Origin of the sequence: Gordonia sihwensis NBRC 108236 (assembly GCF_000333035.1) — a bacterium.
Lineage (GTDB): Bacteria > Actinomycetota > Actinomycetes > Mycobacteriales > Mycobacteriaceae > Gordonia > Gordonia sihwensis.
Genome location: NZ_BANU01000028.1, coordinates 33,842 through 57,463 on the forward strand (window position 1 = coordinate 33,842; position 23,622 = coordinate 57,463).

The window sequence follows — 23,622 nt, forward strand, 5'->3', positions numbered from 1 at the left end:
AGACGTACATTTGAGGGGTGAGCATGCGAATCCGCCCCGATCTGGACACCCTGCCCGTCTACGTCCCCGGCAAGACCTTTCCGGGCGCGATCAAGCTCGCCAGCAATGAGGTGACCGACCCCCCGCTCCCCGGCGTGGCCGCTGCCATCGCCGAGGCCGCAGCGACGGCCAACCGCTACCCCGACAACGGGATGGTGGAGCTCACCGACGAACTGGCCAAGAGCCTGGGCGTGACCCCCGCGGAGATCCAGGTCGGCTGCGGATCGGTGATCCTCTGCCAGAACCTGATCACCGTCACCGCCGGCCCGGGCGACGAGGTGCTGTTCGGCTGGCGCTCGTTCGAGATGTACCCGGTGGCGACGCGCGTCGTCGGCGCCACCCCGGTCCAGATCCCGCTCACCGGCGACGCCGTGCACGACCTCGCAGCCATGGCGGGCGCGATCACCGACCGGACGCGCCTGATCTTCGTGTGCAACCCCAACAACCCGACCGGCACGGTGGTCGAGGCGCAGGCGCTGCGCGACTTCCTGGCCGCCGTGCCGTCAGACATCGTCGTCGCGCTCGACGAGGCCTACTTCGAGTACATGCGGCTGACCGGACCGTTCGCGTACGATGCCCTCGAACTGCGGCGCGAGTTCCCGAACCTGGTGGTCCTGCGCACCTTCTCGAAGGCGTACGGACTCGCCGGCCTGCGGGTCGGATACGCGGTCGGCGATCCGGAGGTGATCACCGCGCTCAACAAGGTGCACGTGCCGTTCACCGTCAGCAGTGTGGCCCAGTCCGCGGCCGTCGCCTCCCTGCGCGCACAGGACGAGCTGCTGGCACGGACCGACGCGGTGGTCGCCGAACGTGAACGCGTCACGGCACGACTGCGCGAGCTCGGCTACCGGGTACCCGATTCACAGGCGAACTTCGTGTGGCTGATGCTCGGCGACGACTCCATGCCGTTCGCGACCGAGTGCGCCGAGTCCGGGGTGATCGTCCGACCGTTCGCGGGCGACGGGGTGCGGGTCACCGTCACCCATCCCGCAGAGAACGACGCCTTCCTCACCTTCGCGGAGAAGTACGCCGGCGCGCGGTCAGAGTGAGGGCGCGATGGCGTTCCACGCCTCGGGCAGGTCGCGCTTCCAGTAGTCCCAGCTGTGCGTGCCGATCAGGCGGAATCCCGAGGTGAAGGGGATGTCGTTGGCGCGCAGCAGTGTCGCGAACTCGAGCGAGCAGCGGTTCGCGCCCACCTCCAGCGCCGAACCGGCAGCGATCTGCGCGTTCTCCGGGCCGTCCTTGGGGTCACGCTTGGCGGCCAGGTCGAGCGGTCCCACCGCACCCGAACCGGACGAGATGTACAACGCCTTCCCGCGCAGGGCGTCCAGCTTGTGGGCGGGATCGTGCTGCACCCAGTCCTTGGAGCCGGGCGCACCCCACATGTTGTCGGCGTTGGCGCCGCTCTTCGCGACGGTCGCGCGGACGTAGGCCTCGTTGGCCTGACCCGACACACGCGGGCAGCCGCTCATCGAGGCGACACCGCGGTACAGCTTGGGGTGGCGGGTGGCGAGGGCGAACGCCGACTGGCCGCCCATGGACAGACCCATCACCGCATTACGTCCGGACCCGCTGAACTTCGCGTCGATCACGGGCGGCAGCTCCTGCGTCAGGAAGGTCTCCCACTGAGGCTTGCCGAGCTTCTTGTCCGGCTTCTCCCAGTTGGTGTAGAAGCTGCCCGCTCCACCGGCAGGCAGGACGACGTTGACGTTGCGCCCGGCGAAGAACGACTCGGCGCCGCCCTTGGTGATCCAGTCGCTGACCTTGTCTCCGCCGTCCGCGCCGTCGAGCAGGTACACGGTGGGCCGCGGACCGGAGCCGCCGGGGCTGAGAACCGTGACCGGCACCGAGCCGTTCATCGCCGCCGACTTGACGGTGAGGTCCACCCGGTGAATGCTCCGAACCTTCTCCGCGACCACGTGCGCCCCCTTGGGAGCGGCGTTGACCGGTGCGGTCGACACCGACGCCAGCATGGCCGCAGCCGCGACGACAGACCCGGCGGTGACCAGCTTCAGTGACATACGATCGCACCACATGGTCGCCCAGCGTACCCGGCGAAAGTGTCGACCGTGTGAACGTCGATGCCGAGCAGCGTGCTGGGCCGGCACTAGGATCGGCGACATGACCGAGACCTCGACGCTGCCGGACGGCCGTCGCCACGCCTTCACCGCGCAGGTCCCCGTCAGGTGGTCGGACATGGACGCCTTCGGTCACGTCAACCATGCGCGGATGGTGACCCTCATGGAGGAGGCACGTATCCAGTGGCTCCTGAGCGCCGGGGACGACTACGCACCGCACATCAAGAGCGCGATGATCGTCCACGTCGACATCCGGTACCGAGCACAGCTGCACCACGACGATTCGCCGCTCCGGATCGGGATGTGGATCAAGGGTTTCCGATCGGTCGACTTCACGATCGGCTACGAGATCGCCGGCGCCGCCGCGCCCGCGGGGGCGCGCCCGGCGTGCGTCGCAACCACTCAGATGGCCGTCGTCGACATCGAGAAGCACAGTCTGCGGCGCCTGACCGCCGCCGAGAAGGACCGTCTGCGCGAGTGGACCCGCTCCTGAGACTCAGGGCTCGTACTTCTCCGGAAGCTGCGCGGGTGCCGCCGTGCCGAGCTGAGCGATGTTGCCCTGCAGGACGTCCCGGTAGATGCGCAGCTGTTCTTCGCCGCTGCGCACCTGCTGCGACAGCCTGCGGGAATGGTCCGCGGACAGTTCGCGGTCGCCGGAGCGCGAGAGCAGATGGTCGATGCGCGCGTCGATGGTGGTGGCACGGTCGAACTCGTTGAGCAGCCGCAACTCGACAGCCGCGGACTCGACGGTCGCACAGATGTCGATGAGAGCGTGGACGCGGTCGATCAGTTCGGTCCACACCGGCCGCAACGCCTCTTCGCGCTCTCTGATGTGGGCGACGAAGCCGGGATCGAAACCGCCGTTGTCCCGAGCGCGGTCGAGATCGACGCGCAACGCCCGCAGCGCCACGACGTCGGAGGCGATCTCGGCGAGTTCGGCGTGCAGGTTCACCTGCACCCGCTGCATCTCGAAGTGGTCCGACAGCCAGGCCGGGTTGGTCCGGATGCGGTCGTAGTAGTGGCCGGCGACGAACAGGAGTGCCTCGTAGCCGTCGGCGAAGCTCGAACCGCGCGACGAGTCCTGCGTGGTGGGCATGGTTCCGAAGACTTCGTCGGCCCAGTGCTCCACCTGCCTGCGTCCGGCGCGCCCGGCGACCTTGTCGACGATTCCCGCCACTTTGTCCAGGGCATCGGTGCCGGCCCAGCGGGCACCCGAGGTGGACAGGTTCGCCACCGGTGTGCAGAGCAGCCCGGCGAAGAGTTGCTCGCGCTCATCGACCTCGAGGTAGACGTTCTCGCGGCGTTCTCGGCGAATGGCCCGCATACCCGACGGAAAGACGCCCTTGCCGGTGACGACCGCGCGGTGCGCCTCGTCGCGCCGGCGGGTGAGCCCGGCCATCCGGGACCGGATGATCGGGACCACGACGCCCGGCAGCATCGTCGACGCCAGTTTGCGCTCGGCGTGCACGATTCCGCGCTGCACGCGCCGCAGTTCACTGAATCCCGACTGCGGAACCGGCATCGGCAGTCCCTGCGAGACGCGGCGGACCACCGTCGCCCGCGCGGTGGGCACGAGATAGCCGGCAGCGATGAGAATGCACGCGGTGTCGGACAGTTCCGCAGGCTGCCCGGGCACCCGCGCATCCGTCGTCCACTGACGGAGATCGGCTGCCGTGACAGCACGCTGCGGTGAGGTCATGGCGCCGATTCTACCCGCGGACCCCGACAGATCGCGTGGGAGAATCCCGCCACAGCGGGGCGGTGAGGCGATGCAGCGACCACGCGACGGGCACGCTGATGACACTGGTCACGACGAAGGCCGCGAGGGTGGATCCGGTGAAGACCGAGTACCCGAGAAGATCCATCGTGAACTCCAGCACCATCACGTGGACCAGGAAGAACTCGTAGGAGATCTCGCCGAACCACACCATCGGCCGACTGCCGCACACCCGGGACCACGCGTCGTCGCCGGGGCCGATCGCCAGGGGACCGACCAGACCCAGGGCCACCACCAGGTAGAGCGTGTGTTTGACGACCGTCGCTCCGGCGTCGGCCGGCACGATCGTCGGCTCTCCGGCGACCGCGCCGCCGCTGATCAGGAACGCACCGACCGCGACAGCGACGCTCGGGATCGCGGGCCACCGCGTCACCGTCCGGGCCAGGACGGCGAGCACCATCCCGCCGACGAACCAGCTCGCGAAGGCGGGCGGCCACATTCGCGCGGTGGGGTCGACGCCGTCGGACCCGTGCACCACCACCGTCCACAACGGCGAGACCAGCAGCAGCCCGCCCAGGCACACGAGCAGCAGGTCGGGCCGCCACCGATCGCGGCACACCAGATGCGCGATCGGCCACGCCACCAGCGGCAGCGCGATGTAATAGGCCACCTCCGCCGCCATGCTCCACATCTGGGTGAGGCCGGTGTGCAGGTGTCCGAGCCCGTACACCTGGGTGAATGTGAGGTTCCGCAGCAGGTCCGACCACCCCTGACCGAAGTCGGACGTGTCCGTGCGCACCAGGAAGATCGCGTACACCGCCAGCACCGTGACCCAGTAGGCGGGCACGATCCGCCGCACCCGATGCCATGTGTAGCGCCGCAGCCCCGGATACTCGGCCGGCGCTCCGGATTGCGTCTCCTGCAACGCCCGCACCCAGGGCGCGAACAGCAGGTAGCCGGAGAGGACGAAGAAGAGCGCGACGCCGACCTCGAAACGAGACAGCAACCGACCCACGTAGTCGTCGGTGTAGTGGCCGGTCCAGTACGCGGCGTGCGTGAGGCAGACCGACAGCGCGGCGACGGTCCGGACACCGGTCAGTGCGGGGACGCGGCGTCGCACCGGGGTCAGATCCAGCCCCGATCGCGTGCGATCCGCGCGGCCTCGGCCCGCGTCGACGCGCCGGTCTTGCCGATGGCCGACGACAGGTGATTGCGCACGGTGCCCGCCGAGAGGTGCACCTGCGACGCGATGGTCGCGACGGTCGCACCCGAGAGCGCGGCGGTGAGAACCTCGGTCTCGCGCGGAGTGAGCGGATTGTCACCGCTGGTGAGGCTCTCGGTGGCCAGCGTCGGATCGATGACGCGGAGCCCGGCGTGGACGCGTCGCACGGCGTCGGCCAGTTCGGCGGCGGGGGTGTCCTTGACGACGAATCCGGACGCACCGGCGTCCACCGCGCGGCGCAGGTATCCGGGCCGGCCGAAGGTGGTGACCACCAGCGAGCGGACTCCGGGCAGTTCCCGCGTGATGCGGGAGGCCGCCTCGATGCCGTCGGCCCCGGGCATCTCGATGTCGAGCAGGCACACCTGGGCGCCGCTGGACCGCGCCGCGTCCACCACCTCGTCTCCCCGGCCCACCTGCGCGACCACCGCGAGGTCGGGCTCGAGATCGAGCAACGCCGCGAGCGCACCGCGGACCAGTGCCTGGTCGTCGGCCAGCAGCAGTCGGATGGTCTCCACCGGTCCCCCTCTCGGAGAAGAACCTACCGTCCCTCGTCCACGCTCGCGGTCACCGTGGTGCCGGTGGCATCGGAATCGACCGTCAGGCGTCCGCCGCCGGCATCGACCCGTTCAGCGAGCCCGCGCAGGCCGTTCCCGAAGGTCAACAGCGGCGAGCCGTGACCGTTGTCGGCGACGGTCAGGCTGTGATCGGTGAGCGTCACGACGCATCGGGTGGCTCCGCTGTGGCGGACCACGTTCGTCACCGACTCGCGCAGCACCCATGCGAACAGCGCCGCGTGCGGACCGTCGTAGGCGTCCGGATCCGGCAGGTCGGCGTCGATCTCCGCCGCCGTCAGCGCGATCTCCGCGGCCGCGACCACACTCGGCAGTTCCGGCGCACGCAGGTTGCCGACCGTCGACCGGACCTCGGCGAGCGCCTGCCGGGCGAGCGCGTTCAGTTCCGCCATCTCCTGCTTCGCCCGCGCCGGATCGAGATCGACGAGCCGGCCCGCGAGCTCGGACTTCACCGAGATCACGGTCAGCGAGTGCCCCAGGATGTCGTGCACGTCGCGGGCCACGCGTTCGCGTTCGGCGACCACCGCGAGCTGCCCGTTCAGCTCCCGCTGGCGTTCGGCGGCGAGTTCCCGGTCGCGCTCGCCGTCGCGCATCACGCGCGAGAACCCCATCGTGATGCCGACGACCAGCAGGACGATCAGGAAGCCGCTGTCGAGCTCCCACCCGAACAATTCCGGTACGACCACCGCCGAGACGAGGACCGCCGCCACCCCGGCCAGCGAATACCCCACCCGCCACGGTGCCGCGAAGGCGACCGCCGCCATCACGAACGGCGCCAAGGAGAACGCGTCCGCGCGCAGCAGCGGCATCAGTCCGATCATCAGAACCGCGAGCAGGGCGATCGCGGCGTTGCGCGCCGGCGCGGAGCGGGGATCGCAGTCGAACATCGAGTACACGCACAGCAGCAGATAGACGACGACGAACACCGCGATGATCGCCAGGGCCAGAGCTTTCATCAGCCATCGCGCGTCGGCGGTGATGATCCCGGCGATCGGATACCCCATGAACAGCAGCCACACGGCCGCGAACAGCCAGCGCCCGCTCCGCCACGGTGAGGTGGGGGCGGGCGCTGCGGTCATCGGTTCCTCCAAACTGGTCCCGGCACGGCGCGAACTACTGCCTGCGCGTGCTGCGGTTGTAGAAGTAGCTTGCCGCAACGGCGAATGCGATGGCCCAGAAGGCGATGTTCGCGATGATCACCCACAGGGAGATCGGGGTGCCGTAGACGGTGACCCCGTGGTCGAGCGGGTACCGCGCCAGCGAGACGACGCCGAACATCGGGGTGAACTCGGCGATCCGCAGCATGGTTCCGTTCAGGGGGACGAAGACGTTGCCCGCGAAGGCCAGCAGCGCGAGCACGCCGCCGAGGGCCTGCATGGCGCCGTCGGACTTCAGAATGCTGCCCAGGGCCAGCCCCAGCGCCGCGAAGACGGCCGAGCCGAGCCACGCCAACACCAGGCACACCGCCCAGACTCCGACCGGGGCGGTGGCTCCGGAGATCGCGCCGACCACGGCCAGCAGCACCACCGGCAGTGCGCTCATGGTCAACGCGAGCGCGACCTTGGTCGAGACGTAACCGGCGGGCCGCAGCGGGGTCATCATCAGTGTGCGCGTCCAGCCGGCCTGCTGCTCGATGGAGACCGCGGCGGCGTTCGACGCCGCCGCCAGGACCGCGCCGTACAACGCCATGCCGACCAGGACGTAGAAGGCGACGTTGCCGCTGCCGACCGTCTCGGAACTCTTCTGGGTGGCGCCGAAGACGAGGTACAGGAGGGCGGGCATCGCGACCGTGAAGATCATCGCTCGCCGGTTCCGCAGAACGCGGCGGATGTCGTTACGGAGATAGACGGTCGACACGCTGCTCGCAGCGAGGGTGGAATTGAGACTCATGGCAATGCCTTTCAGGTCTCGGCGCGTCAGGCGCCGGTGGTCAGCGCGACGAACGCGTCTTCGAGGTTGTGGCTGGCGATCTCGAGGTCGCGGGCACGGGTGCTGGTCAGCAGGTGGCGGGCGAGGACGTCGGAGTTCTCGAGAGACAGATAGATCCGGCCGCCGCGCCGTTCGGTGATCTCCAGGTCCGGGAACACCCGTTGGAGACCGGGCACCGCGTCGTCGTCGAGGACGGCCGAGACGATGCGACGGCTGGCCCGGGCGCGGATGTCGGCGGTGGAGCCGTCCGCGACCACCCGGCCGCTCGCCATCATCACGATGCGGTCGGCGAAGGAGTCCGCCTCCTCCAGATAGTGGGTGGCGAACAGGACGGTGCGGCCGTGCTGGGCGTCGGCTCGCATGGCGGCCCAGAAGGTCCTGCGCGACTCCACGTCCATCCCGGCGGTCGGCTCGTCGAGGACGATAAGGTCGGGATCGGGCAGCAACGCCAGCGCGAACTTGAGTCGCTGCTGCTCACCGCCCGAGCACCGGGAGACCTTGCGAGCGCCGAGATCGGCGATGTCGGCACGGCGCATCACCTCGGGGATGTCGGCGGTGCGCCCGTGAAGCGCGGCGACCGTGGAGACGGTCTCGGCGACGGTGAAGTCGTCGAGCAGTCCGCCGGTCTGCATGACCGCGGCGATCCGGCCGGCGCGCGCCGCCTCGCGCGGATCGCGGCCGAAGACCCTCACCTCGCCGGAGTCGGGTGTGGTGAGGCCGAGGATCATGTCGATGGTGGTCGTCTTGCCCGCACCGTTGGGTCCGAGGAAGGCCACCACCTCGCCGGGCTGGATCTGAAGGTCGATGCCGTCGACGGCCTGGACGGTCTCGCCCTTCGAGCCGCGGAACCGCTTCGACAGATCGGAGATGGCGATGGCCGGAACCGTCGACGCGGTTCGCGCTGGGGTGAGATGTCGCTGTGTCATGACATTCACTCTCCCGCCGGGGGACGCCGGTCACCCAGAGCGGATGTCATCGGTTCGCCATGACGTTTGTCATGGGCCCGGCACAACGCTTCGCGATCGCGGCAATCGGTGTAGCCCGGGCCGCCGACGGGGCCGGTCGTTGCCCGGGTCACACCGTGCAGGCACAATCGAAGGACGAGGACCTGCGAAAACAGTCGGGAGTTGAACGCGATGAGAGACGGCGCCGGCGTGTCGACTCGCGTCCGCCGTGCCTACGAGCAGTTCCTCGCCGGTGTCTCACCCGCCGACGACTCCGTGCGCTCGCTGGTCCGGGAATCGTGGGAGCGGTCCCGCAGCCGAGGAGTGGATCCCGGTGAGGTGGAACCCGGCCACGACGCCGGTGCCCCCATGTCGGGTGATGCCTTCGACGCCTACCGCTCGTCGCATCGGCTGGCGGCCGTGCGGCCGCTGGTGCAGTCGCTGATGCTCGACGACATCGCCGATTCCGGCGTGGTGGTCGCGCTCACCGACAACCAGGGCCGGCTCCTGTGGGTGGAGGGCGACCACGGCGCCCGTGACGCCGCGGCCCGCATCAACTTCGTCGAGGGCTCGGTGTGGAGCGAGGACACCGTCGGCACCAATGCGCCCGGACTCGCCCTGACGATGAATCGCGGTGTGCAGATCATCGGTCCGGAGCATTTCTCCGGTCCCGTCCAGAACTGGAACTGCGCCGCGGCCCCGGTGCATGATCCGGTGTCGGGCGAGCTGCTCGGCGTCGTCGACGTCACCGGCGGACCCGCGGCCGCGGCACCGTTCGCTCTCGCGGCGGTCCGATCGGTGGTCGCCGCGGTGGAGCGGGAACTGCAATCACGCGCCGTCGACCTCGCCGCACCCGAGACCTTCGTCCGACCCGACACGCGCCCCCGGCTGACCGTGCTGACCGACGGCCCCGCCCACTGGCACGATGCCGCGGGCGCCGCCCGACCGCTGTCACCGCGGCACGCGGAGATCCTGCTCCTGCTGCAGAGCTACCCCGAAGGCCTGGGCACCGAGCAACTCGCGACGATGCTCTCGGACGAGGGGCTCGGCGCGGTCACCGTGCGCGCCGAGATCTCGCGGCTGCGGCGCGACCTCGGCGATGTGATCGCCGCCCGCCCGTACCGGCTCACCGTCGACGCCGGCTCCGACGTCGACGAGTTGCGCGGGCTCATCGCCGCGGGCGATCTGACCGCGGCGGTCCGGGCGTTGGGGCGCGGCGGACTGCTGGCCGAGTCCCTCGCCCCCGGCGTGGTGGAACTGTTCGACGAAGTGCGCGAAGACCTGCGATCGCGCATGTTCGGCACCGGCGACCTCGTCGCACTGAACGCGTGGGTCGCCTCGCCGCACGGCCGGGACGACATCACCGCGTGGAACGCGCTCGCCCAGCGGCTCCCCGCCGGACATCCGCAGCGGGCGGTCGCACAGGGGCGGGTCCGGCTGCTCGATCGGCGGTTCGGAGTGCGGCGCTGAGGGCGCCGGGCGCACCCCGCGCCGCGATGCAACGCGACTGCAACCACATCACCCCTAGTGTGTGATTCACCTCACCGATTGAAGTGAATCCACGAAGGAGTGCAAGCATCATGACCGTCTTCGCAAAGCCCGGAGCCGACGGCTCGCTGATGAGCTACCAGTCCCGCTACGACAACTGGATCGGCGGCAAGTGGGTTCCGCCGGTGAAGGGTCAGTACTTCGAGAACCCGTCGCCCGTCGACGGCAAGACCTTCTGCGAGGTGGCCCGCTCCACCGCCGAGGACATCGATCTGGCGCTCGACGCCGCGCACGCCGCCGCACCGGCGTGGGGCAAGACGTCGGTCGCCGAGCGCGCCGCCGTCCTGAACAAGATCGCCGATCGCATGGAGGAGAACCTCGAGGCGATCGCCGTCGCCGAGTCGTGGGAGAACGGAAAGGCCGTCCGCGAGACACTCGCCGCCGACATCCCGTTGGCGATCGACCACTTCCGCTACTTCGCCGGCGCCATCCGCGCCCAGGAGGGCGGCATCTCCGAGATCGACAAGGACACCGTCGCCTACCACTTCCACGAGCCGCTGGGCGTCGTCGGTCAGATCATCCCGTGGAACTTCCCGATCCTGATGGCGACCTGGAAGCTGGCCCCGGCCCTGGCCGCGGGCAACGCGATCGTCATGAAGCCGGCCGAGCAGACCCCGGCGTCGATCCTGTACGTGATGAGCCTGATCGGCGATCTGCTGCCGGACGGCGTCGTGAACATCGTGAACGGTTTCGGCGTCGAGGCGGGCAAACCGCTCGCCTCGAGCAACCGCATCCGCAAGATCGCCTTCACCGGCGAGACCACCACCGGCCGCCTCATCATGCAGTACGCGTCGGAGAACCTGATCCCGGTGACCCTGGAACTGGGCGGCAAGAGCCCGAACATCTTCTTCGAGGACGTGATGGCCTCCGACGACGGCTTCCTCGACCGCGCACTCGAGGGCTTCTCGATGTTCGCCCTGAACCAGGGCGAGGTGTGCACGTGCCCGAGCCGCGCGCTGGTGCAGAGCAGCATCTACGACGATTTCCTCGAGCGCGCCGTCGCCCGGGTCGCCGCCATCAAGCAGGGCAACCCGCTCGACACCGACACCATGATGGGCGCCCAGGCGAGCAACGATCAGTGGGAGAAGATCAAGTCGTACCTGGAGATCGGCAAGCAGGAGGGCGCCAAGGTGCTCACCGGCGGCGAGCCCGCCGATCTGGGCGGCGACCTCTCCGGTGGCTTCTACATCCAGCCGACCGTCTTCGGCGGCAAGAACGACATGCGGATCTTCCAGGAGGAGATCTTCGGACCGGTCCTGTCGGTGACCTCGTTCACCGATTACGACGACGCGCTCTCCATCGCCAACGACACGCTGTACGGCCTGGGCGCCGGCGTGTGGAGCCGCAACGGCGCCGTCGCCTACCGCGCGGGCCGCGACATCCAGGCCGGCCGGGTGTGGACCAACACCTACCACGACTACCCGGCGCACGCCGCCTTCGGCGGCTACAAGCAGTCGGGCGTCGGCCGCGAGAACCATCTGATGATGCTCAGCCACTACCAGCAGACCAAGAACCTGCTGGTCGGCTACGCGCAGAGCGCCAAGGGCTTCTTCTAAGCCGGCGTGCGATGAACGAGCCTGCAACCGTCGCGCGCGTGGTTGCCACCGACTCCGCCGTGGAGCTCCTGACCAAGCTGTCGGAGCTTCACGGCGGGCTCATGATCCATCAGTCGGGCGGATGCTGCGACGGCTCCGCTCCGATGTGCTACCCGGTCGGCGAGTATCGGGTCGGCCAGCGCGACGTGCTCGTCGGCGAGGTCGAACTGCCCGAACCGCTGCCCGCGGTGCGCATCTGGATCAACGGCGACCAATTCGAACTGTGGAAGCACACGCAGCTGATCCTCGATGTGGTGCCCGGCCGCGGAGCCGGATTCTCCCTCGAAGCCCCCGAGGGCGTCCGGTTCCTGTCCCGATCGCGGGTGTTCACCGATGAGGAGAACGCCGCACTCGCGGATTCGCCGCCCCTGACCGGGGCAGACCTGGGCGTGTAGCGGCGACCCGCAGAATTTTTGGCTCCCGGAACGGTCTGAGAGACCGTTCCGGGAGCCAAAGTTTTCCCGATCGGAGCTCACCCGGCGAGCAGCACCCCGCCGAGTGCCACACCGGCCACCAGGACGGTGGTCAGCGCCGCCTGGACGAAGGGACGCCATCCCACCCTGCGCATGACCTCCATGCGGACGCCGAGTCCGAGAGCCGCCATCGCGATCGTCAGCAGCACCACCTGCGCCTCGTGCCCCACGGAGATGACCGCCGAGGGCAGCACTCCGGTGGACCGCAGGATCGCGCACGCGACGAATCCCACCACGAACAGCGGAACGATGGGAGGCCGCTTGCCCGCTACCCCGGTGGCGCGGCGCTGACGGATGCTCAGCACGGTGACGACCGGCGCGAGCATCATCACGCGGGCCAGCTTCACCACCACCGCGACGGTGAGCGCGCCTCCGCCGATCATCCCGCCGGCGGCCACCACCTGCGCCACCTCGTGGATCGAGCCGCCGGCCCACAGCCCCGCGACCTCGTCCGAGAGCCCCATCGCGTGGGAGAGCAGCGGGATCGCCGGAATCATCAGCGTTCCGAAGATGACGACGGTGCCGACCGCGGTGGCGGTGTCCTCGTCGTCGGCCTCCACCACGCCGTCGACCGCCGCGACCGCCGCCGCACCGCAGATCGACATGCCGCAGGCGATCAACAGCCGGCGGGCGAACGGAATGCCCAGCGCCCGTCCGATGAGCAGACCCCCGACGATGCCGCCGACGACGATCGCGACGACCACCAGAATCATCCCGAATCCGAGTCCGAGCACATCACCGAGAACCAATTGCAGCCCCAGCAGCGCGACACCGATGCGCAGCAGCGTCTTCGACGCCAGCGTCAGTCCGGGCGCCGCGGCGGCAGGCAGCCGGACCACGTTGGCGACCACCGCGCCGATCACGATGGCCAGCAGGAGCGGACTGACCGCAGGCAGGAGCATGGTGATGCCGGTGGCGGCGAGGGCGACCGCGCCGCAGATCAGCAGCCCCGGAACCACGGCGCGGGGATCGGGCCGGTCGCCTCTCCCGGACTTTCCGGCACGATGCAGTGTCTGAGTCATACCTCCACGGTCGGCGAACCGGAGGCGATCGGGAACCCGGAGATCCGATATGCAGACATATCAAATCGATATGGTCATGACCCCGTCCGTCTCGCTAAAGACTGGCCTCCCGGCCGAGCCGGGAGGCGAGCTTCTGCAGCATCAGCAGCCCGGCGCCCATCCGGTCGGCGAACTCCAGCAGCCGGTCGACGGCGGCCGAGTCGGGATTCTCCAGCCGGAAGGCCAGCAGCTCCCGGGCACCCGCGTGCATCACGCGCGCCGTCAGTTCCGGATCGAGCTGGTCGAGCCCGATGTCGGCGACGACCTCCGCCAGGTACTTCCGCACCCGCTCCTGCGACACTTCGAGCCGCCGGCCGAACTCGGCAGGCGCCCCCAGCGGGGGCGACAGAAACAGCCGCCAGCTCGCCGGATTCTCGTCGATCGCCTCGATCAGCCGCGCGAGCACCGCACGCAGTTGCTCGAGTCCGGCGAGACCCTCCGCGCTCGCGACAGCGGCCGCGAAGTCGGCCTGGTCTCGGTCGCCCTCGCGATCGACCAGCGCGACGAACAGTCCGGTGACGTCGCCGAACTGCTGATAGATCAGCGTCCGGTGCACTCCGGCCTCGTCGGCGATGCGGGCGGGGGTCGCGGCGTGAAAGCCCTCGCGGTCGACGATCGCGAGAGCGACGTCGAGAATCTGCTCACGCCGGGCCGCACCGCTCATCCGCCGACGCACGTTCTCCGAAGTCACCCTTGACATCGTAGTTCACACATTGTTAGTTAGTAACTAACAATGTGTTAGTTACCCCGGAGGGCCGCCGTGACCACCTATTACCCCGATCTCGCCGACGTGGTCCGCCGACAAGCCGACGCCCTGCCCGAGGTGTACGGCGACGTCGACTTCAGCGGCGTTCCCTACCGGTTCACCACTGACCCGGACGTCGAATCGGCACTACCGGCGTGGGTGGGCGGCCGGTCCCGCTACCTGTCGGACGAGCGAATCGTGGAGCTGATGACCACGTCGACGATGCTCGGCGACGTGGTCGCCGACAGGTATGCGGCGCTCGCGGCCGACCACAGCGTCTCGGAGCTGATCTCGATGCTCCGCACGGCGTGCCGCGAGGGGATCGACGCCGTCGAAGACGCGCCTTCCGAACTGGCGTCGTTCCTGGAAGCGATGGAGACCACCCCCGACTGGATCGATCTGGACCTGGTCGCCGAAGGCGCCCGCCTGTCGCGAGTGCCGTCCGCGCTGCTCTCGCCGTTCATCACCCGCGGGGCGTTCATCGCCACCTTCACGAATCTGTACGCCGCACTTCCGATGGTGATGACCGGCGCACTGACCGGCAAACGCGCGGCACGGCGGGTCAACGAGACGACGAGCTTCTTCGCGGTCACCACGCTGCCCGGCGCACTCGACCGCGACGGCGCGGGGTTCGAGGCCGCCGCGATGGTGCGACTGATGCATTCGATGGTGCGGTACAACGCCTTGCGCCGATCCGGAACCTGGGATGTCGACACCTACGGAATCCCGATCCCCCAACTCGATCAGGCACCGGCCGGTCTGATGGGCGCGTTCATCCTCGCCCAGCGCGCATTGCGACAGGGTCGCTCCGAGTTCACCCGGGCCGAGCGGGCGACGGTGGAGTTCCACCGGTACCGCTGCTTCCTGCTCGGGCTTCCCGAGGAACTGGTCCCCGCCACGCCCCGGGGAGTGGTCGACGTGTTCACCGGCCGCGCTGCGCTGCTGCGCGCCGGATTCGACGGCTCGTGCGCGTCACTGGTCTCGTCGACGATGAACGCCTACCTGCGCTCGGGACACACCGCCTTCGACCGTGCCGCCGAATCCGTCGAGCGCAGCTACAGCAAGATCGCGTTCATGATCGCGTTCTGCCAGGGGAATCGCCGTGCCGCGGCACGGATGGGCGTCGAGATCGCCGCCGCCGACTTCGCCAGGATCGCGGTCACCGCACCGTTCATCGTCGGTCGCCTCGCGGCCGCCCAGTACGCGACGCGGATCCCGTTCCTCGCCCCGCACGTCGACCGGTACGCGACGCGGATGGTCGAGCGACGGCTCGCCGACTACGGCAAGCCGGAGTTCCGGACCGACCACACCGAGTACGCCGTCGCGCACTGAACGATGCACGACCGCCGGCGCGACCGGGGTACTGTCCAGCCGTGGACTTGCGATCGATCGACCTGGGGGCGCTCGAGTTGCTCGTCGGAGTCGACGACCACGGCAGTCTGAGCGCGGCGGCCCGCGCGTTGCACGTCGCACAGCCCAATGCGTCACGGGCCATCGGGCGGCTGGAACGCCTGCTCGGCGTCCGTCTGCTCGATCGGGTCACCACCGGCTCCCGCCTCACCCCGGATGGGACCGTGCTGGTGCATTGGGCCCGACGCACCGTCGACGATGCGCGCGCACTGCTGGATGTGGCGGCCGGGCTGCTCAGCGATACCGCCGCCGAGGTGACCGTCGACGCCTCGATGACGGTCGCCGAACACCTGATGCCCCTGTGGCTCGGGACATTCCGCACCGACCATCCCGAGACCACCGTGCACCTGCGGGTCCGCAACTCCAGCGCGGTGTTCGAGGCCGTCGCCTCGGGCGCCTGCGACGTCGGCTTCGTCGAGAGCCCGTCGATTCCGTCCGGACTGCACAGCGCGGTGGTCGCGCGCGACCGCCTCGTGCTCGTCGTTCCGCCCGGCCACAAATGGTCGCGCCGTCGGCGCCCCATCGACATCGCCGAACTCGCCGCGACGCCGCTGCTGGTCCGCGAACCCGGATCGGGCACGCGCACGACACTGGAGGTGGCGTTGACCGGATACGACATCGCCCCGCCGATCCTCGAACTCGGCAGCAGCGCCGCGATCCGCACCGCGGTGGCCGGCGGGGTCGGCCCCGCCGTGCTCAGCACCCTCGCCGTCCAGGAGTCCGCGCGCAGCGGCGAGTTGCGCGTGATCGATGTGGACGGGCTCGATCTGACCCGGGAACTGCGCGCCGTGTGGCGACCGCCACGCACTCTCCAGGGCCCCGCGGCCGAACTCGTCCGGATCGCCCGCCGGTCGGCACAATAGATCCGTGACCGCCGACCAGCCCGGCTACGACGCCCTCGCCGACCTCTACGACAGAACGTTTCCGGATCCGTTTCAGACGGCGCTCGAGCGCCGGGCCGTCGACGCCTTCGCGGACATGGTGCTCGAGTCGCGGCCGGATGCGGGGGTCGTCGACGTCGGCTGCGGCACGGGCGGTGTCTCCGCGCATCTCGCCGGACGCGGGCTCAGCGTGTGCGGCGTCGATCCGAGCGCCGGAATGCTGGCGGTGGCCCGACGGAGGCACCCGCAGCTGACGCTCCGGACGGACGACGCCCGGCTGGTCACCGTCGACCTGTCACGGGTGGGCGGCGTCGTGGCGCGGCACAGCCTGATCCACGTACCTCCGGACGAGGTGCGCGAGATCCTCGTCGATTGGTCGGCACGACTGTCCGCCGGCGCCGTGGTGCTCATCTCGACGCAGGCCGCCGACGAGCCCGGTGTGCACGAATTCGATCACGCCGTCGCAAAGGCGTGGCGCTGGCATCCGGACGCGCTCGCCGACGCGGTCGTCGCGGCCGGCTTCGCGGAGATCTGGCGCACGGTGAGCCGAGCGGACGCCGACCACCGCTTCCCCGACGTCCATCTGGCGGCGCGGCGCCCATGACCGATCACGCTCCGGTCCCGCCGTCGCGACCGTCGGTCCGCGCACTACTCCTGTCGCGGCCGTCCACCCGTGGACGCTGGGCTCCGGCACTGCGCGGAGGGCTGGCCTTCCTGCTGCCCGCGCTGACGCTGTACGGGCTGGGATTCGAGCGAAACGCGGTCCTCGCCGCACTGGGCTCGTTCGCGCTGATGTACGGCGAACGTCGCCCGTACCGGATCAGGTGGCGGGTGAACCTCACCACGGGTCTGCTGCTGGTCGCCTCCGCGGCCCTGTTCGGCGCGCTCGGCTCATGGCTGGGTCCGGGTGGATCGACGGCTCGCGAGATGACGATGGTCGGCGCGCTCGCGGCGCTCACCGCCGTCTCGGTGTTCGGGGTGAACACCCTGCGTCTGGGGCCTCCCGGTCCGTTCTTCCTGGTCTTGGTCGGAGGTGTCGCCGTGGTCGTCTGCCGCGCCGGCGGCTCCCCCGCGACGGTGGCCCTGTGTACGGCCGCGGGCGCGGCCGCCGCGTTCATCGTCAGCATGTCGCCCGGACTGTGGCGCCCACACGGACCCGAGATCGCCGCCACCGAGACCGCACTGGCCGAGGGCGAGCGCTTCCTCGCCGACAACCGCGAGCCCTCCCGCAGGCACAGTGTCGCGGCGTCGACGCTGAACGCGTGGTCGGTGCTGCACGACGCGGCGCAGATCGACGGCGATCTCGCACATCGTCTCTGGCTCACTCATCACCGCGTTCACGGCGCCGAGGCCGGCGCTCTGATGGCGCCGCTCCCCCGTCCCAGCATCGTGCACCGCCTCAGATTCGGAGCGCGCCTCGACAGCCACGCGACAGTGACGGCCACCCGGGCGACGGTGGCGACGCTCCTCGCGGGCGGGGTCTCGGTCCTCGCCGGCCTGGGACGCCCCGACTGGGCGATCATGGGCGCGGTCCTGGTGCTGCAGTTGGGGCCCGACCGTGTCCGCGGCGCGGTGCGTGGTGTGCACCGCGTGCTCGGAACGCTCGGCGGTCTGGCGATCTTCGCCGTGCTGCACACACTCGATCTGCACGTCGCCGCGCTGATCGTGGTGCTGGCCGTGCTGAACATCATGATCGAGCTGACCGTCACCACCAACTACGCGCTCGCGGTCACCTTCATCACGCCGCTCGCGCTGCTGATGGGAGCGCCGACTCAGCCGCTCGGCGAGCAGATGCTCTCACGCGTCATCGAGACCCTGTTGGGCGTCGCGTTCGCGGTGGCGACGATGTGGCTGCTGTTCCCGCGGATCCACCGCAGCACCCTCCGCTCCGCGGACGAGGCGGCCAGGGCGGCGTGTTCCGATGTGTTGAACCGGGCGAGCACGGATGTCCCCGCGTCGGCGTCCATGCGCGTGTCGCGGCGCGACCTCCAGTGGCAGTTGCTGGAAGCCGAGCTGGCCGCGACCGACAGCGCGAACGACGAGCCCGCCTGGGCGTACCGCTACTGGCCCGCCCATGCGGCGGTCCGATCCGTGGGCTACGACACGCTCGGCGCCTGCTGGCGCGCCGGCCCCGACACCCTGATCGGCGAGACGATCCGCGCCGACCTCGCCGACCGCGTCACCGCGAGCCGCACGATCGGCCTCACCCCTCCCCCGACTGAGCGAGGCCCTGGACAGGCAGGTTGAGCAGCCTTCATATAGGCCAGTTGAGCGAGCGCAGCGAGTCGAAACCCTCCTGCCCCAGCGACCTCCAACAGGCCAGTTGAGCGACCTCCAACAGGCTGGTCGAGCAGGCTTCCACAGGCTGGTTGAGCGAGCGCAGCGAGTCGAAACCTACCGACCGCCACACCCCACACTCACCGACCCCCTCAGTACCCCGCATCCGGCTCGACCACCGCCAGCAGTTCCTGGCCCGCCTCGAACCGCCGGATGTTCTCCGCGAGGAAGGGCGCCATCTCGCGCGTGAGCCCGGACGCCGGATTGGCCACGTGCGGGGTGATGATGACGTTGGGCAGCGACCAGAGCGGGTCGTCGTCCGCGGGCGGTTCCGGATCGGTGACGTCGAGCGCCGCGCCCGCGATCACTCCCTCCGACAACGCCCGGTGAAGAGCAGCCTGATCGATCAGCGGCCCGCGGGCGATGTTGACGACCCAGCTGTGCGGGTGCAGTCTGCCGAGGGTCTCGTCGTTGAGCAGGTGACGGGTATCCGGAGTGTCGGGTGCGGCGAGCACCACGTGGTCGGTACGCTCCCACACCTCGTCCATTCGGTCGGCGGGCAGCATCAGCTCAGCGCCTTCGACGGCGCGGCCGCTGCGGTTGACGGCGATCACCGAGGCGCCGCACGCCGCCAGACGCGGCGTCAGCTCGCGCCCGATCCCGCCCGCACCGATGATCGCGACCGTCGCACCCCGCAGTGTCCGGACGGCCGGGTCGATCCGTTCCTTCGCCCACCCGTCCCGGACCGCCGTGTTGATCTGCCGCAGCCCGGCCAACAGCAACGCGAGGGCGTGTTCAGCGACGCCCGCTGCGTAGAAGCCCGAGGCGTTGGTCCAGAGTCGACGGCCGTCCAAGACGCCGGCGTCGACGAAGCGTTCGATACCGGCGGTACTGAGCGCCACCCAGCGGACGGCGTCGCCGAGTTGCGGGAAGCCGTCCGGCCCGCCGATCCAGACGAGAGCCTCGGCGTCGTCGAGCCCGGTCACCTCACTTCCGGCTCCGGTCACCGCCTCCGACAGGTGCCGGTCCACAACCGGTTCGATCGCGATCTTCACGAGCGCCTCCTCAATCTCCGGTCCCACGGTAGACCGAATGCTCTGTGCCGATCACGCGTGCCATTCGTTCGATTCACCATCGGCTCGCATGGCACACTTGCCCGGTCGATGCTGCGACCGAAAAGAGCACTTCATGGAGATGACGGAAATCGCCGGGTACAGGATCCTGCGCACTCTCGGCGCCGGCGGGATGGGACAGGTGTTTCTCGTCGAGCATCCCCGTCTGCCGCGTCGTGATGCATTGAAACTGCTCGACGCGGGTGTCTCGCGGAACAGCGAGTTCAAAGCCAGGTTCCAGCGTGAGGCGGATCTTCTGGCCCAACTGTCACACCCGAACATCGTTACGCTGTACGACCGCGGCGAGTACGACGGCCGTCTCTGGGCCACCATGGAGTTCGTCGAAGGCACCGATGCCGGCCAGTTGCTCGAATCGACTGGCCCGCTGTCGCCTACCCGAGTGATGTCTCTAGTCGCGAGCGCAGGGTCAGCGCTCGACTACGCGTGGCGTAAGCAGCGGATCACCCACCGCGACGTGAAGCCCGCGAACATCCTTCTCGCGATCGACGATCACGACACCGTCGAGGCAGTGAAGCTCGCCGACTTCGGCATCGCAAAAGCGGCCGAAGAGACGACGACCTTGACCTCCACCGGAATCACCGTCGGCACCTTGGCGTATATGAGCCCGGAAGCGATTGAGGGCGCGGAAATCGACAACCGATCAGACATCTACTCACTCGGTTGTACCGCGTTCCATTTGTTCTCTGGGCAGGCTCCCTTCACCGGTAAGACTATGACCGCGCTGATGTCGGCTCATTTGAACGGTGAGCCGCCCAGCCTTTCAAAGTTCGCCCCGCATCTGCCGGCGACGTTGGATTCGGTGTTCACTCGAGTCCTGTCGCGAGAGCCCGACTCGCGATACTCGAGTTGTGCCGAATTCGTGGCTGCGTTGTCCGATGCGCTGGATGGCAGAACAACGCCGCTGACCGTTCCGGCCTACGCCCAGACGATTGTCGGAACGCACTCGGTTCCAGGGCGCCATCCGCACCACCGATCGTCGTCGCGCCGGAACCGATGGATCACGGCGGTCTCGGCACTCGCCGCGACCGCGGTCCTCGCAGTCGGTGGAGCCGCCGCGTACGCGTACTTCCAGCAACGGGACGAGACGCCGACAGCTTCGGCACCCATCACACAGACCACGGTCACGACGCACGTCACATCCACGCCATCGACCACCACTGCTCCTGCGATCGCCACGGTCTACGAGCAGGTCACGCCGACCGAGGAGCCCGAACCCGTGACCGTCACGCCCGAACCCGTCGAAGGGCAGGAGTGCGGGTTGGATCAGTTCGGTGACATCTCCGCTGACGGCACACTGTTCTGCAGCGCAGAGAACGGCGCGTGGACCGACCGTACACACCAGTCTCGTCCTGCTGTGACGTACGGTACTGAGTGTTCCGAACCCGGGGCGCGCGCCCGGATCAGCGGTACCGACGCAATCGCAACCTGTGAGTCCGACACTGACGGGACTCTGACCTGGGGCTACTAGACTCCGACCCTCATCGTTACCGCCGACCGCGTCGTGCGGCCTTGCCGAAGCTATTGCCTGCGATCTTGCCCGCCGCCTCGCGGTTCGCCCGCTTGGCGGCAGCCTTCTCCTTCGCGGTCCGCTTGGGCTGCGGCTCCCTGCCGCGCGACGAGTTCGCCCCGCGACCACGGACGAGTCCGACGAATTCGTCGGCGAGCTGGGACGTGGGCGACGGCCAGACCAGTCCCACCCGGCTGACGGGGGCGTCGAGCAGCGGCCGGTAGACGAGGTCGCGGCGATGGTGCAGCCGGGCCAGCGACTGCGGCACGGCGAGCAGTCCGGTGCCGGCCGCCACGAGTTCGATCGCGTCGGCGGTGGTCGCCGGACGGTGGTCGAGCAACGGCCCGGGCCACCGATCCCAGGTGAGGGCGTCGTCGAGGGGCGACAGAAAGGTCTCGTCGGCGACGTCGTCGGCGCGCAACTCGTCCGTCAGGGTCAGGTAGTGGTCCTTCGGAACCACGACCACAGTGGTCTCGACGTACAGATCGATGGTGTGATGGGGTCCGGGATCGACGGCGTCGAGGGCCTCCGGCAAGCGTGTGACGGCCGCGTCGACCGCGCCGTCGGCGAGCAGCCGCACGCTGTCGGACACGCTGCACGCCACCAACTCGAGCGGCACGTCGGCGAACCGTTCGCGCCATTTGCGTTCCCATTTCGCCGGCGTGACGCCGGGGACGTACGCCAGACGGAAGCGGCGGTGCGCGGCGGCGTTCTCGGCCGAGTCGGGAGTCACGGGGAAAGACTATCGGGGCCGGGCGGTCACGCGCCGCGTCCGGCGACGGCGAGCAGCCGGTCGGCGGGGTGATCGGAGGCGGCGGGCAGCGCCGGACCGAACAACCCGAGCGCGCGAAGGTCCTCGATGATGGGCGTGCCCACATCGAGCAGGTGAGCGACCAGTTCCGCCGGGGGCGTCCATTCCACGCCGAGCGCGTCGGCGAGGTCCTTGCTGTGCAGGGTCAGTTCCAGCAGCCGCAAATGCATCAGCGAGGCGCCGGTGCGCCGCCCGGCCCGGTGATCGACCAGCGCGCTCAGATCCGCGTGCTCGGCCGCCTCCCGCAGTCGGTGCTCCTGTTCCCAGAAGCTGCCGACAGCATCGGCGCCGATGTAGTCGACACCGCGGGTAGCCGCCGTGTCCGCCGCGCTGCCGCCGTCGAGCAGGATGGCGTACCGCTGCGCACCGCCCGCGACATGGTCGACGAGCTGTCGGACCGTCCAGTCGCCGCAGCCGCCGGCGCGGTCGAGATCGCCGTCGACCCGCTCCAGCAACTCCACCCACAGCGTCTCCGCGGAACCGAGCAGTTCGTCGCCGGCCAGTGCTGCGACCACCTCGTCGGCGGTGCGCAGTTGCACGCCGATCGACTCCAGATCGGCCAGCCGAGCCGGCGTGACCTGCGAGGTCGCGTCGGAGATCAGGACGGTGCGGTAATCGAGTTCCGAGGCGTCGAAGAGGGTGGCCCGGGGGCAGTTGGGCAGATTGCAGCCCGCGACCACCACGGTGCTCACGTCGTGGTCACCGAGCAGCGAGTCGAGGGGCGTGCGGAAGAACGCCGACCACCGGGGCTTGTACACCACGTACTCCGCAGCGCCGATCTGCTGCACCGCACCGAATCGCAGTGAATCCCAATCGAACTCGACGGGACCGGGCAGCAGATCTGGGGGAATCTCAGCTCCCGGAGTGCCCGGCGCGACGACCGCGTCACCGGCCTCGACCGCGGCACGCCTGAGCAGGTCGACGTCGCTCTCCCCCGGGCGGTACGACCGCACGATGTGGACCACCGGCCGGCCGAGCCGACGGAACTCCGCGACCGCCGCCGTCATCGCCGGAATGGCTTCGCGCGTACCCGGCACAGCGGCCGGGCCGTCGACGAAGTCCCGCTGGACGTCGATGAGCACCAGCGCCGCGTCGGCCCAGTCGGGAACGAGGTAGTCGGCCACGTCATCGATGGTCGCACAGCGCTGCGCAGGGCGTCAGTCGCCCGCCGGCAGCGGGATGTTCTGAAGGCGCAGCTGCCCGCGGGCGAGATCCTTGCCGGTGGCCTCGTCGCTGATCCGGACGAGCCAGAGCTGCTGCGTGCGGCCCTGAACGATCGGTTCGGCGACCACCCGCGCACGAGTACCTCGCGACGACCGCAGGAAGTCCGTCGAATTGTTCAGCCCCACCGCGAACTGCCCGCGGTCGGCCACGGCCACGCTGGCGCCGATGCTGCCAGCGCTTTCGACGATGGCCGCGTACACGCCGCCGTGGACCACACCGAACGGCGTGTGGTGCCGCTCGTCGAGATCGGCGTATCCCTCCACGCGCGTGCCGGAGGCCTCGGTGACGACGAGGCCGGAAGCGTCCATGAACTCGCTCGACGTCGACGGAATCGGTGCGGTGTCGGTCATCGTGTCTCTCCTGCGATCGATGTCGGCGACACGTTGCCGCTGACTTCTGATAGAGAAGTTAGATCGCCGATCAACTGACTGTCAACATCGAAGCCAGCTAGACTGG

General features: G+C 69.4%; 23 protein-coding genes and 1 pseudogene. 10 read left to right on the top strand and 14 right to left on the bottom strand.

The window, feature by feature from the left end; genetic code table 11:
- Positions 1 to 17 precede the first annotated feature (17 nt).
- A complete protein-coding gene (gene hisC, locus GSI01S_RS15110; RefSeq protein WP_039867811.1) occupies positions 18 to 1,088 on the top strand; it encodes a histidinol-phosphate transaminase in 1,071 nt (356 codons plus the stop codon).
- On the opposite strand, the gene GSI01S_RS15115 is transcribed toward hisC, so the two are convergent.
- A complete protein-coding gene (locus tag GSI01S_RS15115) occupies positions 1,080 to 2,060 on the bottom strand; it encodes an alpha/beta hydrolase (RefSeq protein WP_006897466.1) in 981 nt (326 codons plus the stop codon). The genes hisC and GSI01S_RS15115 overlap by 9 nt on opposite strands.
- 100 nt (positions 2,061 to 2,160) lie before the next feature.
- Between GSI01S_RS15115 and GSI01S_RS15120 the strand changes: the two genes are divergently transcribed.
- On the top strand, positions 2,161 to 2,610 hold the full coding sequence (locus GSI01S_RS15120; protein ID WP_006897467.1) for an acyl-CoA thioesterase: 450 nt from the start codon (positions 2,161 to 2,163) through the stop codon (positions 2,608 to 2,610).
- A 3-nt stretch (positions 2,611 to 2,613) separates the two neighbouring features.
- Here GSI01S_RS15120 and GSI01S_RS15125 read toward each other — a convergent pair whose 3' ends face one another.
- Genes GSI01S_RS15125 through GSI01S_RS15150 form a run of 6 tightly spaced genes read right to left on the bottom strand, consistent with a single transcriptional unit; the run spans position 2,614 to position 8,483 of the window.
- Positions 2,614 to 3,816: a hypothetical protein gene (locus GSI01S_RS15125; protein ID WP_006897468.1), complete on the bottom strand. Its 1,203-nt coding sequence runs from the start codon at positions 3,814 to 3,816 to the stop codon at positions 2,614 to 2,616.
- Positions 3,817 to 3,826: 10 nt separating this feature from the next.
- Positions 3,827 to 4,954 (bottom strand): acyltransferase family protein, encoded by a 1,128-nt coding sequence (locus GSI01S_RS15130; RefSeq protein ID WP_006897469.1) that lies wholly within the window; start codon positions 4,952 to 4,954, stop codon positions 3,827 to 3,829.
- Positions 4,955 to 4,959: 5 nt separating this feature from the next.
- The gene (locus tag GSI01S_RS15135) at positions 4,960 to 5,571 is read right to left on the bottom strand and encodes a response regulator transcription factor (protein ID WP_006897470.1); all 612 of its coding nucleotides are present in this window, start codon (positions 5,569 to 5,571) and stop codon (positions 4,960 to 4,962) included.
- A gap of 23 nt (positions 5,572 to 5,594) precedes the next feature.
- Positions 5,595 to 6,707 (bottom strand): sensor histidine kinase, encoded by a 1,113-nt coding sequence (locus GSI01S_RS15140; protein WP_006897471.1) that lies wholly within the window; start codon positions 6,705 to 6,707, stop codon positions 5,595 to 5,597.
- 34 nt (positions 6,708 to 6,741) lie between these two features.
- Entirely contained in the window at positions 6,742 to 7,518 is a 777-nt protein-coding gene (locus GSI01S_RS15145) for an ABC transporter permease (protein WP_006897472.1), read from the bottom strand.
- Positions 7,519 to 7,544: 26 nt separating this feature from the next.
- On the bottom strand, positions 7,545 to 8,483 hold the full coding sequence (locus GSI01S_RS15150; protein ID WP_006897473.1) for an ABC transporter ATP-binding protein: 939 nt from the start codon (positions 8,481 to 8,483) through the stop codon (positions 7,545 to 7,547).
- Between the two features lie 210 nt (positions 8,484 to 8,693).
- Between GSI01S_RS15150 and GSI01S_RS15155 the strand changes: the two genes are divergently transcribed.
- From GSI01S_RS15155 to GSI01S_RS15165, 3 genes are all read left to right on the top strand, one after another.
- A complete protein-coding gene (locus GSI01S_RS15155) occupies positions 8,694 to 9,971 on the top strand; it encodes a sigma-54-dependent transcriptional regulator family protein (RefSeq protein ID WP_006897474.1) in 1,278 nt (425 codons plus the stop codon).
- Positions 9,972 to 10,081: 110 nt separating this feature from the next.
- A complete protein-coding gene (gene exaC / locus GSI01S_RS15160; RefSeq protein ID WP_006897475.1) occupies positions 10,082 to 11,605 on the top strand; it encodes an acetaldehyde dehydrogenase ExaC in 1,524 nt (507 codons plus the stop codon).
- An 11-nt stretch (positions 11,606 to 11,616) separates the two neighbouring features.
- A complete protein-coding gene (locus tag GSI01S_RS15165) occupies positions 11,617 to 12,039 on the top strand; it encodes a DUF779 domain-containing protein (protein WP_006897476.1) in 423 nt (140 codons plus the stop codon).
- Between the two features lie 77 nt (positions 12,040 to 12,116).
- On the opposite strand, the gene GSI01S_RS15170 is transcribed toward GSI01S_RS15165, so the two are convergent.
- Both GSI01S_RS15170 and GSI01S_RS15175 read right to left on the bottom strand, forming a co-directional pair.
- A complete protein-coding gene (locus GSI01S_RS15170) occupies positions 12,117 to 13,139 on the bottom strand; it encodes a YeiH family protein (protein ID WP_006897477.1) in 1,023 nt (340 codons plus the stop codon).
- A gap of 94 nt (positions 13,140 to 13,233) precedes the next feature.
- A complete protein-coding gene (locus tag GSI01S_RS15175; RefSeq protein WP_231650119.1) occupies positions 13,234 to 13,869 on the bottom strand; it encodes a TetR/AcrR family transcriptional regulator in 636 nt (211 codons plus the stop codon).
- Positions 13,870 to 13,938: 69 nt separating this feature from the next.
- Here GSI01S_RS15175 and GSI01S_RS15180 point away from each other — a divergent pair, with 69 nt between their 5' ends.
- The 4 genes from GSI01S_RS15180 to GSI01S_RS15195 are packed head-to-tail and all read left to right on the top strand — an operon-like array spanning position 13,939 to position 18,461.
- Positions 13,939 to 15,255, top strand: a complete 1,317-nt coding sequence (locus GSI01S_RS15180) for an oxygenase MpaB family protein (RefSeq protein ID WP_006897479.1) — start codon at positions 13,939 to 13,941, stop codon at positions 15,253 to 15,255.
- Between the two features lie 41 nt (positions 15,256 to 15,296).
- Positions 15,297 to 16,196: a LysR family transcriptional regulator gene (locus GSI01S_RS15185; protein WP_006897480.1), complete on the top strand. Its 900-nt coding sequence runs from the start codon at positions 15,297 to 15,299 to the stop codon at positions 16,194 to 16,196.
- Positions 16,197 to 16,200: 4 nt separating this feature from the next.
- Entirely contained in the window at positions 16,201 to 16,818 is a 618-nt protein-coding gene (locus GSI01S_RS15190) for a class I SAM-dependent DNA methyltransferase (protein WP_006897481.1), read from the top strand.
- The gene (locus GSI01S_RS15195) at positions 16,815 to 18,461 is read left to right on the top strand and encodes an FUSC family protein (RefSeq protein WP_006897482.1); all 1,647 of its coding nucleotides are present in this window, start codon (positions 16,815 to 16,817) and stop codon (positions 18,459 to 18,461) included. The genes GSI01S_RS15190 and GSI01S_RS15195 overlap by 4 nt, the downstream gene beginning before the upstream one ends.
- A 182-nt stretch (positions 18,462 to 18,643) precedes the next feature.
- Here GSI01S_RS15195 and GSI01S_RS15200 read toward each other — a convergent pair whose 3' ends face one another.
- Positions 18,644 to 19,546 carry a D-isomer specific 2-hydroxyacid dehydrogenase family protein gene (locus tag GSI01S_RS15200; RefSeq protein ID WP_039867826.1) on the bottom strand — a complete coding sequence of 301 codons (903 nt, stop codon included), beginning with the start codon at positions 19,544 to 19,546 and terminating at the stop codon, positions 18,644 to 18,646.
- Between the two features lie 133 nt (positions 19,547 to 19,679).
- On the opposite strand from GSI01S_RS15200, the gene GSI01S_RS15205 reads away from it, so the two are divergent.
- The gene (locus GSI01S_RS15205) at positions 19,680 to 21,092 is read left to right on the top strand and encodes a serine/threonine protein kinase (protein WP_006897484.1); all 1,413 of its coding nucleotides are present in this window, start codon (positions 19,680 to 19,682) and stop codon (positions 21,090 to 21,092) included.
- Between the two features lie 16 nt (positions 21,093 to 21,108).
- On the opposite strand, the gene GSI01S_RS15210 is transcribed toward GSI01S_RS15205, so the two are convergent.
- From GSI01S_RS15210 to GSI01S_RS15220, 4 genes and pseudogenes are all read right to left on the bottom strand, one after another.
- Positions 21,109 to 21,864, bottom strand: coding sequence for a LysR family transcriptional regulator substrate-binding protein (locus tag GSI01S_RS15210; protein WP_006897485.1), 756 nt, complete (start codon positions 21,862 to 21,864; stop codon positions 21,109 to 21,111).
- Between the two features lie 26 nt (positions 21,865 to 21,890).
- The gene (locus tag GSI01S_RS20540) at positions 21,891 to 22,457 is read right to left on the bottom strand and encodes a TIGR03086 family metal-binding protein (protein ID WP_439644241.1); all 567 of its coding nucleotides are present in this window, start codon (positions 22,455 to 22,457) and stop codon (positions 21,891 to 21,893) included.
- Positions 22,437 to 23,066: pseudogene (locus GSI01S_RS20545) on the bottom strand (cysteine hydrolase family protein); the annotation flags it as partial. The gene GSI01S_RS20540 and the pseudogene GSI01S_RS20545, both read right to left, overlap by 21 nt.
- 33 nt (positions 23,067 to 23,099) lie before the next feature.
- Entirely contained in the window at positions 23,100 to 23,516 is a 417-nt protein-coding gene (locus GSI01S_RS15220) for a PaaI family thioesterase (RefSeq protein ID WP_006897487.1), read from the bottom strand.
- Between the last annotated feature and the right edge of the window lie 106 nt (positions 23,517 to 23,622).